The sequence below is a fragment of the uncultured Kordia sp. genome, from assembly GCF_947489565.1.
Lineage (GTDB): Bacteria > Bacteroidota > Bacteroidia > Flavobacteriales > Flavobacteriaceae > Kordia.
This window is the reverse complement of record NZ_CANLEA010000009.1, coordinates 211078-225166: the sequence shown is the minus strand read 5'-3', so window position 1 is coordinate 225166 and position 14089 is coordinate 211078. Positions and strand designations below refer to the sequence as shown.

15 protein-coding genes are annotated in these 14089 nt (G+C 34.9%); 8 read left to right on the top strand and 7 right to left on the bottom strand.

Annotation, left to right across the window (positions count from 1 at the left end; genetic code table 11):
* Position 1: 1 nt before the first annotated feature.
* Positions 2 to 457: a DUF1569 domain-containing protein gene (locus Q0845_RS14280; RefSeq protein ID WP_298514415.1), complete on the bottom strand. Its 456-nt coding sequence runs from the start codon at positions 455 to 457 to the stop codon at positions 2 to 4.
* Positions 458 to 636: 179 nt separating this feature from the next.
* Here Q0845_RS14280 and radC point away from each other — a divergent pair, with 179 nt between their 5' ends.
* From radC to Q0845_RS14245, 7 genes are all read left to right on the top strand, one after another.
* Positions 637 to 1338: a DNA repair protein RadC gene (gene radC, locus Q0845_RS14275; protein ID WP_298514412.1), complete on the top strand. Its 702-nt coding sequence runs from the start codon at positions 637 to 639 to the stop codon at positions 1336 to 1338.
* Complete coding sequence (locus Q0845_RS14270) at positions 1339 to 2634, top strand: polysaccharide deacetylase family protein (protein WP_298514409.1); 1296 nt, start codon at positions 1339 to 1341, stop codon at positions 2632 to 2634.
* A complete protein-coding gene (locus tag Q0845_RS14265; RefSeq protein WP_298514406.1) occupies positions 2618 to 3301 on the top strand; it encodes a YjjG family noncanonical pyrimidine nucleotidase in 684 nt (227 codons plus the stop codon). Before Q0845_RS14270 ends, Q0845_RS14265 begins: the two co-directional genes overlap by 17 nt.
* Before the next feature lie 193 nt (positions 3302 to 3494).
* Positions 3495 to 4049 (top strand): hypothetical protein, encoded by a 555-nt coding sequence (locus Q0845_RS14260; RefSeq protein ID WP_298514403.1) that lies wholly within the window; start codon positions 3495 to 3497, stop codon positions 4047 to 4049.
* A gap of 15 nt (positions 4050 to 4064) precedes the next feature.
* Positions 4065 to 5492: a DUF5723 family protein gene (locus tag Q0845_RS14255; protein ID WP_298514401.1), complete on the top strand. Its 1428-nt coding sequence runs from the start codon at positions 4065 to 4067 to the stop codon at positions 5490 to 5492.
* Positions 5493 to 5544: 52 nt separating this feature from the next.
* Positions 5545 to 6348: a hypothetical protein gene (locus Q0845_RS14250; RefSeq protein WP_298514398.1), complete on the top strand. Its 804-nt coding sequence runs from the start codon at positions 5545 to 5547 to the stop codon at positions 6346 to 6348.
* 45 nt (positions 6349 to 6393) lie between these two features.
* Positions 6394 to 6516, top strand: coding sequence for a hypothetical protein (locus tag Q0845_RS14245; protein WP_298514395.1), 123 nt, complete (start codon positions 6394 to 6396; stop codon positions 6514 to 6516).
* A gap of 442 nt (positions 6517 to 6958) precedes the next feature.
* Here Q0845_RS14245 and Q0845_RS14240 read toward each other — a convergent pair whose 3' ends face one another.
* Both Q0845_RS14240 and Q0845_RS14235 read right to left on the bottom strand, forming a co-directional pair.
* Positions 6959 to 8236: a replication-associated recombination protein A gene (locus Q0845_RS14240; protein ID WP_298514392.1), complete on the bottom strand. Its 1278-nt coding sequence runs from the start codon at positions 8234 to 8236 to the stop codon at positions 6959 to 6961.
* A gap of 107 nt (positions 8237 to 8343) precedes the next feature.
* Complete coding sequence (locus Q0845_RS14235; protein ID WP_298514389.1) at positions 8344 to 9189, bottom strand: hypothetical protein; 846 nt, start codon at positions 9187 to 9189, stop codon at positions 8344 to 8346.
* Positions 9190 to 9368: 179 nt separating this feature from the next.
* On the opposite strand from Q0845_RS14235, the gene Q0845_RS14230 reads away from it, so the two are divergent.
* A complete protein-coding gene (locus Q0845_RS14230; protein WP_298514386.1) occupies positions 9369 to 10124 on the top strand; it encodes a rhomboid family intramembrane serine protease in 756 nt (251 codons plus the stop codon).
* Positions 10125 to 10127: 3 nt separating this feature from the next.
* Here Q0845_RS14230 and rlmB read toward each other — a convergent pair whose 3' ends face one another.
* The 4 genes from rlmB to Q0845_RS14210 all read right to left on the bottom strand — a co-directional run bounded on the left by rlmB (position 10128) and on the right by Q0845_RS14210 (position 14074).
* Positions 10128 to 10865 (bottom strand): 23S rRNA (guanosine(2251)-2'-O)-methyltransferase RlmB, encoded by a 738-nt coding sequence (gene rlmB / locus Q0845_RS14225; protein ID WP_298514383.1) that lies wholly within the window; start codon positions 10863 to 10865, stop codon positions 10128 to 10130.
* 72 nt (positions 10866 to 10937) lie between these two features.
* The gene (locus tag Q0845_RS14220) at positions 10938 to 11783 is read right to left on the bottom strand and encodes a hypothetical protein (RefSeq protein ID WP_298514380.1); all 846 of its coding nucleotides are present in this window, start codon (positions 11781 to 11783) and stop codon (positions 10938 to 10940) included.
* 11 nt (positions 11784 to 11794) lie between these two features.
* Positions 11795 to 12634 carry a hypothetical protein gene (locus Q0845_RS14215; RefSeq protein WP_298514377.1) on the bottom strand — a complete coding sequence of 280 codons (840 nt, stop codon included), beginning with the start codon at positions 12632 to 12634 and terminating at the stop codon, positions 11795 to 11797.
* 18 nt (positions 12635 to 12652) lie between these two features.
* Entirely contained in the window at positions 12653 to 14074 is a 1422-nt protein-coding gene (locus Q0845_RS14210; protein ID WP_298514374.1) for a RagB/SusD family nutrient uptake outer membrane protein, read from the bottom strand.
* Positions 14075 to 14089: the final 15 nt, after the last annotated feature.

Here is a 14089-nt window from a genome sequence, read left to right as displayed (position 1 = left end):
CTTATGCGCCAAATTGTGATAAATGATGGTGCAAATGCTTGTATTGCATTTTTCCCCATTGTTCATGTGTAAACTTTCCAAACATTGGATGTAATGGCCATTCCTTTGCTTCTTTATGTCCGTGGAAGCTAGTTACCAATGCTGCTAATTTTCCTTTTTCAGCAGTAAGTTCTCTTTCATCACTAATAATAAAATCACGTACTGTTGGTAAATTTTGACTCCACGCTTTATCATTATACATCAAAGGCTTGTAAATTTTAAAAACCAAACGTTTCATAAATCCCGGTTTCTTTCCACTGAGTTTCAAACTTCCCATGGCAACTTCTAAAGGTTTTTGACAATGTGTACACATTTGTGCAACGGACATTTTTCCCCAAGAAGGCGAAGATTCAACCGTTAAACTTTCAATTCGCTGCTGAATTTCTTCATGTGCGCTTTCGTCAAATAATGATTTCATGTTTGATGTTTTTTAATAAGATGAATACAAAAATAAGGTATGATATAAAGGTACTGCAATCACTGTACATCTAAAAATAATTCCTAAAAAATAACGCTTACATATTTTTTTCAACGCTTATAAACTTATATCGCCATTCAATACAAAAAAAGAGTAGCTTTAATGAAATTGTACGCAAAATGAAAGATAGGAATGCACACCTTCAATCTATAAAATACTGGTCTAAAGACGATCGTCCGCGAGAAAAATTGGAACTCAAAGGAAAGACTGCTTTAAGCGATGCAGAATTGTTAGCCATCTTGATTCGATTGGGAAACAAAGATGAAAGTGCCGTCTCACTTTCCAAACGAATTTTAGCATCAGTTGGCGGAAATTTGAACGAACTCGGGAAGTTATCTTCAGAACAACTCAAAAAGTTCAAAGGTGTTGGTTTGGTCAAAGCTATTACGATTATTGCAGCATTGGAATTAGGAAAACGCAGACAAATAGAAACTAAAGTAAAACGCGAAAAAATTACGTCAAGTAGAATGGTTTTTGAAATCATGCAACCGATTATTGGCGAACTGCCGCATGAAGAATTTTGGATTATCTATTTAAATAATTCCAATAAAGTGCTTAAAAAAATACGCTTAAGCAAAGGCGGAATTACAGGAACTTTGGTAGACATTCGTCTCGTTCTTAAAACTGCTTTGGAAGTTGGTGCCGTGGCCATTATTTTGGCGCACAATCATCCATCCGGAACTTTAAAAGCAAGTGCAGCCGACAAAGCGATTACCAAGAAATTGAGTTTAGGAGCCGAAAATTTAGATATAAAAGTATTAGATCATTTAATTATCACAGAAAAAGAGTATTTTAGTTTCGCTGATGAAAACTTACTCTAAATGCTGTTAGTATACACCAAAACTATTACGCCAAGATTACGGTATACATTCAAACATGTACTGACACGTATCTTAGGAATTCCAATTGATTTTACAACGAAAATCGAAACCTTTATTGCACATAATGAAGTGAAAATGTCGTATGTAAAACAACCATTGGGAGATGAGTTTTCGGTGAGAAGTCACGGTTTACTATTTGAACAAGGAATTGGAGAAGTAGATATTACCATTCAAAAATGGGACGATGTGCCGTGTTTTTTTCCTGCGGGAGAAAAAAGTTCAATTCCGTATGATATTTTTGCAGCAAGTTTCTACATGTTGAGTCGCTATGAAGAATATTTACCCTATGTAAAAGATGAACACGGACGGTATACGGCAGAAGAAAGTTTAGCATTTAAAAATAATTTTCTAACGATTCCTGTGGTAGATATTTGGGCGTATAAATTTTTGGAAATTATTTTAGAACGATTTCCTGATGTTGTGCCTGAAAAACGTGAATTTGTATACAAACCTATCATAAATGTTCCTGTGGCGTATGCGTATAAAAAACGTGGAATTCTTAGAACATTGGGCGGCTTTGCCACAGATATTGTACGATTTAAATTTTCACGTTTTATAGAACGTTTCGCCGTATTACTAGGAATGCGAGACGATCCTTTTGACAATTTCGAAGAATTTATCGCATTACACAAAACGTATCAGGCGAAAGCCTATTACTTCTTTCAAATTGGCGATTATGCAACCAACGATCACAACATATCTATTTATAAAAATGTCTTTGTTCGTTTGATCAAAAATGTAGCTGATTATAGCAAAGTTGGGCTGTTGTCGTCCTATGCTTCTTTTTCAGAAGTAGACAAACTGAAAATTGAAAAGAAACGATTGACGACTACCGTAAATAAACCTGTAAAACGCGTACGACAACATTTTAATATGCTGAGTGTACCGCAATTTTACAGAGCGCTCATTAATTTAGAATTTTCAGAAGATTATTCAATGGGTTATAGAGATGCCATCGGATTTCGCGCAGGAACTTGCAGTCCGTTTTACTTTTATGACATTGGTATGGAAATCCAAACACCTTTAAAAGTCAATCCATTTTGCATGCAATATACAGGCGCGATAGAATCGGAAATTTTTCCGAATGAAATCATGAAAATGGCAGCCGAAGTCCAAAAAGTAAATGGTACTTTTGCTGTAGTATTTCACAATGTAGTGCTTTCAGAACGCAATATGGAGTGGAAAGAATTGTATATCAATTTATTAAAAGCGTATAGCAATGCAGCACATCACTGATATTTTTTTTGATTTAGATCATACATTGTGGGATTTTGAAAAAAACTCTGGATTAACCTTCAAAAAAATACTTTCCGATAATAATGTTGACATAGAAATTGAACGCTTTTTAGCCGTATATGTGCCTGTAAATTTAGAATATTGGCGACTGTTTCGAGAAGAAAAAATCTCCAAAAAAGAATTGCGTTACCAACGTTTGTCCAAAACATTCAAAGCACTCGAATATGAAGCTTCCGATGATTTAATTGATCTTTTATCGGTACAGTATATTGAGTTTTTATCCACATTTAACCATCTTTTTGAGTACACAGAAACGTTGTTAGGAAACTTAAAAGAACGCTATAAACTTCATATCATTACCAATGGATTTCGAGAAGTACAACGAAAAAAAATAAAAGCTTCTGGTATTTTTGAGTATTTTGAACACATTGTTGATTCGGAAAGTGTAGATGTAAAAAAACCGAATCCTAAAATCTTTGAACATGCTTTAGAATTGGCAAATGTAGCACCCGAAAACGCACTAATGATAGGCGATAGCTTTGAAGCAGACATTTTAGGAGCCTTAAAAGTAAACATGAAAGTTATCCATGTTGATTTCGACAAAAAACACAAACATTTGCTTTGTCCAATAGTGCATCACTTGACAGAAATTGAAAAATTCCTGTAATAAAACTAAAAAAGCGTCGTTTTTTTAATAGAAAGTTGTTATAAAGAGGAAAAGTCGTATGCTTTTCTCCGTGTTGAAATAAGTTCAACATCCTGTCTTATATTGTATAGTTTTTTTTAGTGAATGAATCTGATTGAAAACTTTTCAATGTTATACACGTAGACATATCCTTAAATTTAAATCTTGATTGCAGATGTTACAAAAAATTGCGCCAATACTATTTGTACTTCTCTTCGCTTCATGCGTAAAAGATGTCGATTTTGAACAAGCAGAAGATATTGCTATTTCGCCTGTATTAGAAGCGAGCTTAATCTTTTTTGATTTTCAAGCTTCTCAGTTTTCAGAGCCTACAGGAACAGCCATTGTTGTAGAAGGAGACGATTTGGAATTAGATGTTTTTAACGATGAATTTTTTCGTGATAATCTAATTAAAGGAGAATTCTTTTTTGAAGTTACCAACACTATTGATCGCAACTTCAGAGCCGATATTATTATGTATGACGCCAATGATCAAGTAACACATGCATTTGCTATTGATGTTACTCCCGATGGAAATAATGAAGTTGTCACTACACATACGGAAGTGTTTGAAGATGTATTGTTAGATCAGTTGAAAAATACAACACGTCTCGAATTTATTTTAAGTATGTTTCCGAGTCCGACAGGAATTCCGCTGGATGAAAACAGTATCGGGAACATAAAAATGCGCTCTAAAGCTACTTTATTCTTTTTAATAGATAACGAATAATTAATTGCTCACTCTTTGAAAAAACTCAGTTTCATATTCTTACTTCTGACTAGTTTTGCGTTTGCTCAAAACAAGCAATTGCTGTATAACTATACTGATATCCCACAGTCACTGCTGCTCAATCCTGGTACAGAGGTAAATTATAAATGGCATGTTGGAGTTCCGTTATTATCGCACATTCATGCGAGTGCTGGAGCTTCTGGAGTAACCGCGTATGATTTGTTTGCAGATAATGGAGTGAATTTTAATGATAAATTGCGCCGTGTTGTCTATAACTTAGATCGAAATGACTATTTCACAATCAACCAACAATTGGAAATTTTGAGTGGCGGATTTGCCTTTGGAAATTCTTATGAACCAAACAAATACTTGTCTTTCGGATTGTATCAAGAATTAGATGTACATTTTTATTACCCAAGAGATTACGCCATTCTTGCCTTTGAAGGAAATCAGAATAATATTGGACGCAGGTTTGATCTCGGTGATTTAAATGGTAAAGGTGAGTTGATTTCAGTCTTGCATGTAGGTCTGACAACGAAAGTGAACAAAAAATTCACCTATGGTTTTCGTGGAAAAATTTATTCAAGTCTACTTAATTTTAAATCCACTAACAATAAAGGAAGTTTTATTACGGAAGAAGGAACCAATAACTTTTACAATCACAACTTTGATTTAGATCTACAGTTTCAAACGTCTGGCTATGCTTCTCTAATTGATTTGGATAATGATGGACAAAACGATTGGAATAAAAAAGCGATCAAAGAATTGCGCAAGCGTGTACTTTTTGGTGGAAATTTAGGTTTAGGACTCGATTTTGGTTTTACGTATCATCCAAAAGAACAATGGACTGTTACAGGAAGCGTTCAAGATTTAGGGTTTATTTACCATACCAAAGATGTAGAAACGTATACATTGAAAGGAGAATACAGCTTTGAAGGTGTCAATCCGTTATTTCCGAACAATGGTTCTGGACAAACGGCAGACGAATACTGGCAGGAAATCTCAGATACATTTGATGATTTATTTGAACTAGATACAATTTCGAAAAATTATATATCCTGGCGTTCACCAAAATTGAATGGTTCGGTTTCGTATCGTTATGGAAAGAAAACCATCAAAGAGTGCAATTGTACGGCAGATGAAGGCGATTATTTAAATGAAGCAGGATTGCAATTGTTTGCTATTGGAAGATCAAGACGTCCACAATTTTCGCTTTCTGCATTTTATCGCCGACAGTTATTTAATTTTTTAAGTGGAAAAGTAACGTATACTGTTGATGGATTTTCAAAGACCAATGTTGGTGTTGGACTGTCTACGCATGTTGGAAATATAAACTTCTATATTATGGCAGATAATCTACTGGAATATCAAAATCTGGCCAAATCCAATTACGCTTCGTTACAATTGGGCTTTAATTATATTTTTCCGATGGAGAAAAAGTAGTCAATTCCAATAAAATTCTTAATTTGGAAGCCTAACAGAAAAAAATATACAGATGAAACGTTTTTTGGCAAGTGTTGTTTTTCTTTTAATTGCATTTTCTTGTTTTTCGCAAGAACTAAATAATTACAAATACGTAGTTGTTCCTTATAAATTTGACTTTTTAAAGAAGCATGATAAATATCGTGTTAACACTTTAGTGCGCCATTTATTTAAAAAAGAAGGTTTCGTCGTATTATACGATACTGAAGATTTCCCAAAAGAATTAGGGGACGATCGTTGCATGGGAATGTATGTTGATATTAAAAACGATTCTAACATTTTTACAACAAAAATGTCTTTCATAATCCGCGATTGTTCGAATAAGATCATTCTAGAAACTCCTATTGGACGTTCAAAAATTAAAGCCTACGAGAAAGCGTATAATCAAGCATTGCGAAGCGCTTTTGAGAGTATTCAAGCTACAAATTATTCGTATGAACCTAAGAAAAAAGAAGTAGTGGAAGTTCCGCCACCGCCACCGCCTGTATCTGTTGTTGAGGAAGCACCTAAAAAAGTTGTGGAAACCAAGGCGAAAGTTGAGGAAACTGTAAAGGAAACTGTTGCTGAAAAACCAATGGTGAAGACAGTTACTGAATCTTCTGCTAAAACCGTTCTATATGCGCAACCAATTGAAAACGGATATCAATTGGTAGATACGACGCCTAAAGTAGTGATGATTCTACTGAAAACAGGTGTTCCAAATGTATATTTAGTCAAAGGACAAGACGCAACCGTGTATAAAGAAAACGGAAAGTGGATTTTGTCGAAATCTTCTGGAGAAGGAACAAAAAAGAAGGAATTAGATATTAAGTTTTAAGTTCATTTTTTTGAGTACGTTCTCTTGCCAAAAAATGAAACAAATATGAACGTAGGAAATAAGAAACATATCTCATTCGAATGGACAAAAAATGATCCATCACAAGAAGTGTTAGATTTAAATTTTTATTTGGGAAATAAGATGATTTCTAACGAATCAGTTTATTAGTCAACTTATATTTTATCTTTTCAGCGCCTAATTGACAATATAAAGAAAGAGCGATTTAAGAACATCAAGTTTAAAGGTGAATCAGTTGAAGAAGACTTTAAAACTCTACAGAATGAACGTGATTTAGATGAAGCACAATATTTCAAACATTTACTTTGTCTGGATGAAACGATAGATCAGTATACTATTTTTGTTTTTCAAATCAATGAACTAATACGTTTTGTTTGGACATGTCATGATGAACACCACTGTAATTCTGATCATGAATTTCTTGAAATTTACTCAGTTCAATTTCTAGCTGAAGAGCTAATTTCAACAGTAAATGTTTTAATAGATAGTATAAATATAAAAGTTAATAACTAATAGCTAAAAAAATCTAAAGACGAAGCAATCTAACGGCGAAGCGATCTAAATTCTAGTAGCAAAGCGGTCTAATATCTAATTAATACTCATATTTATCTTGCCAACGATTTTTTAGGAAATCACGGAGACTTTTTTCCCGTGGACTGCTTCCTGGATCGTAAATCTTTGTATTTGAAATTTCATCAGGCAGGTATTCTTGCGCTACAAAATTATGATTGTAATCGTGTGAATATTTATAATCTTCGCCATAACCCAAATCTTTCATCAGTTTGGTTGGTGCATTTCGCAAATGTAATGGCACTGACAAATCGCCTGTTTCACGGACAATAGCTTGTGCTTTTTTGATGGCCATATACGAAGCATTGCTTTTTGCAGAAGTTGCTAAATACACTGCGCATTGACTTAAAATGATACGTGCTTCTGGATAACCAATAATCGAAACTGCTTGAAACGTATTGGTTGCAATCACTAAAGCAGTTGGATTGGCAATTCCGATATCTTCACTGGCAGAAATTAGCATTCTACGCGCGATAAACTTAACATCTTCGCCACCTTCAATCATTCGGGCCAACCAATATACAGCACCATTGGGATCACTTCCGCGAATAGATTTGATGAATGCTGAAATGATATCGTAATGTTGCTCGCCAGTTTTGTCGTATAAAACCGTGTTTTTTTGCACGCGACTTAGTACTAAATCGTTTGTGATGACAACTTTTTCAGTTCCTTCAGAATTGATGAGCAATTCAAAAATATTGAGCAATTTTCGTGCATCGCCACCAGAAAGTTTGAGCAAGGCTTCCGTTTCCTTGAGTGTAATTTGCTTCTTGGAAAGCTCTGTATCTTCTTTGATGGCACGTTGTAATAACTTTACCAAATCATCTTTCCCGAAAGGATTCAATACATATACTTGACAACGCGACAGTAGTGCAGGAATTACTTCAAAGCTTGGATTCTCTGTGGTAGCGCCAATAAGTGTTACCCAACCTTTTTCAACGGCTCCTAATAATGAGTCTTGCTGTGATTTACTGAATCTGTGAATCTCATCAATAAATAAAATAGGGTTTTTCGTGGTAAACAAACCATTATCTTGTTTGGCACGTTGAATTACTTCACGTACTTCTTTTACTCCAGAACTAATTGCGCTAAGCGTATAAAAAGGTCTGTCGGAAGTAGTCGCAATAATATTTGCCAAGGTTGTTTTTCCTGTTCCTGGTGGTCCCCAAAGTAGGAGCGAAGGAATGATACTTTGCTGTATTTGGCGTGTAAGCACACCCGTTTCTCCAACCAAATGTTCTTGGCTGATATAGTCTTCTAATGTTTTTGGGCGAATGCGTTCGGCTAATGGTTCACTCATGCTGTAAAAATAAGGCAATTATACAAACTATACGTGAGAAGTTTGCATAAGATGCTGCAACTACAAAAGAAACTAGATACTGATGTGCTTATTTTTAAATTAGACTACTATCTGCGAACACCAGAAGATTTCTTTTTGGCATGTTTTATGGCGCAATCTAAATCTCTTCCGTCTAAAATGCCTCCGCAATCTCCACCAACTAAAAAACCGCCAGCATCAGCTCCAGCTCTTTTAATACCACGCCATATATCGCCAAAAAGACCTTTTTGAATTACTCCAGTTTTGTTGCCATTTCTATTGGCAGCATTTAATTGTGTTAAGCGATAGTTCCATGGGTGAGAATTATCAAGTGTGGCATTTACCCAATAGCTATAACTGCTTTTGGCAATGCTACATGCTCCTAAAATATTGGCGGCATAATTTCCTGTTTTAGTATTTGGATCATATACGATGGCGTTATTCGTCATGACAAAATTTTCAAAGGCTTCAATTTCGGCAGTAAACTGTTCAATGCTTTTATAGGAATTGTTTTCATAAGAAATAGCATTTTCAAAAATGGTAAAAAGCATATCTGTTAGTGGTACATCTTGTGGTGTAATCACGTTCATGCTTAAAAGTATGTTTGAAGTAGTAGTCATATCTTCATTCATTTGTTCTAACATGGTCATTTGCATCTCGTGAGTTTGCCAATCATTACATTGACAAGAATTATTCAAATAAGCGTCAGTGTAGGTATCTGCAAAATAGAAAATGTCTTCTAATGTAGCATTGTTAAAGTTCGGCATCGTAGCGATGTGGTCCATAGCAAGATTATGAGAGATACCATAATTGTCAAAATCGTATATAGATTTTAAGTTCGCTTCCTGAGTTATTTTATCAGGCATATTTTCTTCATGATTACAAGAAAAAAGTACTAAAATTAGTAAGACCGTAAGTGTTGATTTTTTTTTCATGGTGTTAGGTTTTATTGGTTACACTATAAGTTACTGCTTAAAAATCAGATAGTTATATGTGAATTCCATATTTTTTAAGAGGAAAAACCTTAATAATGAGTTACATGTTGCTAGCTATGACAATTTTTCATGTATGTACATCTTGGCTAATTTTTTGAATAGTTTGTATAAAATATGCTATGAATTCTAATAAGCAACCTTTTGTATTTACACCAGCAGTGATCTTACTTCCATTTCTGTTTATCTTTTCGATCTGGTTGGTATATTGGAGTGAAGTTCGTTTTGGATTTCGTTTCAATGACTATGGCGTGTATCCTAGGACACTAAAAGGATTGCGAGGAGTTGTATTGAGCCCTTTTATTCATGGAAGTATGCGTCACCTTTGGAATAATACTGTTCCGCTCTTTTTATTAAGTACTGCTGTCATTTATTTTTACCGATCGCAACGTTGGACCATTTTTATTGTCGGTTTGTTTGGTTCCGGAATTATTACATGGCTTATTGGTAGAGAAGCCAATCATATAGGCGCAAGTGGATTTATTTATGTGTTGATGAGTTTTATCTTTTTTAAAGGTGTAATTACTCGATATTACAGATTTATTGCACTTTCACTTATTGTCATGTTTATTTATGGAGGAATGCTGTGGTATTTATTTCCAATAGAACCTCATATTTCTTGGGAAGGGCATTTGGGAGGATTCATCACTGGATTTTTATTGGCTGTTTTTCTACCAGTTGTTTACAGCAAAGAAGTGTATGAATGGGAAAAGGAAGAATTTGTTCCTGAAGACGATCCATTCATGCGCCATTTTGATGAAAACGGAAACTTTATTGAAACATTGCCAGATGAAGTAGAGGAGAAGCCTATACTACCAACTAGGTTCAAAGTAAATTATATTTATGTAGGAAACCCTAAAACTTCTGAAGAAGAATAGTTTTTACAATCTTTGTCTCACAACTTCATATAAAAACGCTCCGCATGCTACAGAAACATTCAAAGAAGCAATTTCGCCATACATAGGAAGCTTTGCGTGATGATCTACTATCTTTAAAATAGAAGGAGAAACACCTTTTCCTTCGGATCCCATTACAATTGCCACTGGAACTGTGAAATCTATATCATAAACATTGTTTTCTGTTTTCTCTGTTGCCGCTACAATTTGTATCCCTGAACTTTGTAAATGGTAAATAGCATCTTTGATATGATCAACTTTACAGATAGGAATTTTAAAAATGGCACCAGCTGATGTTTTTACAGCATCTGCATTTACAGGAGCGCCACCTTTCTTTTGAATAATAATTCCATCGACTCCAGTACATTCAGCAGTTCTAATAATAGCTCCAAAATTACGAACATCGCTCAATTGATCTAAAATTAAAAACGTAGGAACTTTTCCAGATTCAATAACATTTAGGACTAAAGAATCTAAGTCGTAAAATTCAACAGGAGAAATTAATGCAATCACACCTTGATGATTCTTTTTGGTAAGTCGATTCAATTTTTCTGGTGGTACAAACGAAGTACTGATAGCATTTGCTCTTAAAAGGTGGTCTAATTCATTGAATAAATCGCCTCTAAGACCTTTTTGAATAAAAACCTTATCTATTGTGCTTCCGGAGTTAATAGCTTCTATAATAGCTCTTATACCAAAAATTTGTGTGTTATTGTTTTGCATGGGACAAATATAAAATAAAAAACCACCCAATTGGGTGGTTTTTACTATGTATTATTAATGTGATATTAATTACTATAGTGGTGTGTAAACAGATACTCCGTTTTCTCCGTATCCTTCACAGAACCAAGAGATAGTTACAACACCAGTTGCAATATCAACTTCGTTAACTCCTCCATCTAATGGAATAATAGCTCCCCAAGGGTCACTTTGTCCTTCCCATTGGATTTTGTTACAAGAGTTTCCGAATACTACATCCATACTAGTTGGACCAGTTCCATAAGCAGCACTATAAGGACCTCCATTGTAAAGACCTCCTGAGAAATCTTGTACGAAGAAAGTACCGTCACCGTTATCAACGATCTCCATTACTTCAGTATTTGGGTTGAAGCTTGGTAAGAAATCATGGTATCCATAGTTAGTAGTTACACTGTACATTCCACCTAAGTCTAATGTAAGGTCACATACTAAGTTTACTGTATGAACAGTTGTAGCAGAACCATCAGATAATCCAACTCCAATACCTCTTGTAGCACTTTGTAAAACGATATCAAAAGTGATATCAGAAGCTACTAATGCAACATCAGCACCTGGTACAATACTTAAGTCGATTGTCGCTGTATTTGTATTTGCAGCAATATTAACTGTTCCTGACGCTGAAATAGCATCACTTGAGTTACCTAATACATCTTGAATAGTATAAGAAACACTTACATTACTAAGATTAATTGGTGCTGTAAAATTAACAGGAATTGAAACAGTTTCTAATGAACTATTTACTGAAGTTGTAGTTGAAGCAGAAGGAAATTCAATCCATCCAGATTCTGGATTTGCTTGAAATCTGCTATCATCATCACTTACACAGCTATATGTAAGTACCAATACTAATGGTAGGATGAATAATTTTACGATTTTTTTCATAACAGGGTTGATTATAGTTTAGTTAATGTATATGAAGTTGTAGCTACAGAACCACAGATTTCAGCAGTGTCTTCTGCAAAAATAAGTGTCATGTTAGTGTCATCTCCAACTGTATAAGTACCTGGTGTAGATGGTCCAAATGCAATTGATCCTCCACATCCAACTCCTGATGCTTGTCCTTCAACAATACCATTAGCTACTGTAGTACCACAAACTAAGCTGAAAGAAAAATCAGCAGGAGGATTCGCGAATCCAAAGCTTGGGTAACATTTCACGTTAAAAATTCTTTCTGTAGAAGCAGTTCCTGGTGCTAAAGTAACAGTAACTCCTGTTCCTAATGCAGGTGCAAAACCTGCAGCTCCAATTCCACCAGATACAAAATTTAATGTATAATCACCAACTGCAAACGTAGCAGCAATTGGACAAATTTCTACGATAGATACTGAGTGTGTGATTGAACTTCCAACTCCACCATCATCGATTGAATCAATCTTTAATGATAATGTTTCTGGTGTTGTAGTTAATCCGTTATCTACAGCAGTTACAGTTAATGTTGTAAAGTACTCACCTGCAGGAATAGTTACTGTAGATGGGAAACTGTAGATGTCACTTGCAGCAGTAGTATTATCTGCATCAACAGAAATTGCAACAGATCTGTCAGATGTAGAAATAGTACTAGCTCCGATTTCAATATCAATAGTGTTACTATCATTGATTTCAACTTCTAAAGTCGAAGAGGTTCCATTAAAGTAAGCCAAAGTCTGGCTACCGTCGTATATAGGTGCTTCAGTCTCCTCACAAGAAGTTAACATGAATAATGCTCCTATAAAAAGTATTGCTATTTTTTTCATTACTTTTTTTTTTAGTTATTAGTATCCAGAGTTTTGAACCATATTAGGATTTGCGTTGATTTCAGCTTGAGGAACTGGGAATGTAAATTTCTCAGAAGAAACCGCTAAAGTACATGGTACTGTTTCACAATCAACAGGAAGTCTTTCGATTCCAGTGTTTAAGATGTTTCTATATCTCTTGATATCAACATATCTGAAACCTTCAAAACATAATTCAATTCTTCTTTCAGCTTTGATGTTTGTGATAGCTTCATTTAAAGAAGTATACGTAGCTACAGTTTGAGCAGAACCAAATCTAGCAGTTCTAAGTGCAGCAACATCAGCAGCAGCAGCAGCAAAATCAGGTGCAGCTTTTCTAGCGTGAGCTTCAGCTCTGATTAAATACATTTCAGAAAGTCTCATTGCTTTGTAGTCATTGATATAGTTAGTATCCGCGTTTGGTGGATACTTTCCAACAACTAATAATGTAGGGCTAGCCCCTGGATCACTAGTAGGATCAAGATTTACAGTACGACGAATATCACCTGCAGAAAATGAATTAAATAATCCATTAGACATTTCCATGAAACTACCACCTGTACCTGTAAAGATCCAGTTGAATGCGATAGCAGCATTGTTTCCTAAAACATTGTCAAACTTGAAGATTACTTCAGTTGTATCACCGTCTCCAGCAAACATTGAAGTATACTGAGCTTGGTTAGCAAGTGTATAGTTAGAAATGATAGTGTTAGCATTTGAAATTGCTGTAGTGTAATCACCAGTGTATAATGCTACTCTTGCTCTTAAGAATGTAATGAAGTCTTGAGTTGCAAAGTTTACATCAGTTGAACTAGCAGGCATTAAGCTTGCTGCTAATGTAAGATCATTTTCGATTTCAGTTAAAGCTTCTCCAACTGTATTTCTAGCTGGGAAACCTGAAGTAGCTACTACATTTTGGTAGTATACACCTAATGATGAAGGATTTAATAAATCTTCAGCATAGTATGTTAATAAATCAAAGTGTAAGTAAGCTCTAAAAGCATATGCTTGCGCTAAGATGTTATCATACGTGTCTTGTTCTCCTGCTTGAGGAGCGATAGTACTAGCAGCTGCTAAAAGACGGTTAAAGTTGTTGATAGCATTGTATCTGTCAGTCCAAGTTCCTTGGTCACCACCTTGAGAGTTTAATACTTGATTGATAAGCGCGATTTGCTGCCCACCGTTATCAACTCCTACTTTACAGTTATCAGTAAAGATAGAGTTAAATGCAATTAAACTTGCTAATCCACCTCCACGGTTGATACTGTTAATAGCTCCACGAAGTCCATTTTCTAAATCTGATACTTGTTGAAAGGCGGTTTCTTCAACTAATGTATCGACTGGAAAACGTTCTAATTGATCATCACAACTTACTGTGAAAAGTAAGGTAACAATAATTGGTATTAGAAAATATTTTTTCATTTTTTATTTTTTTAT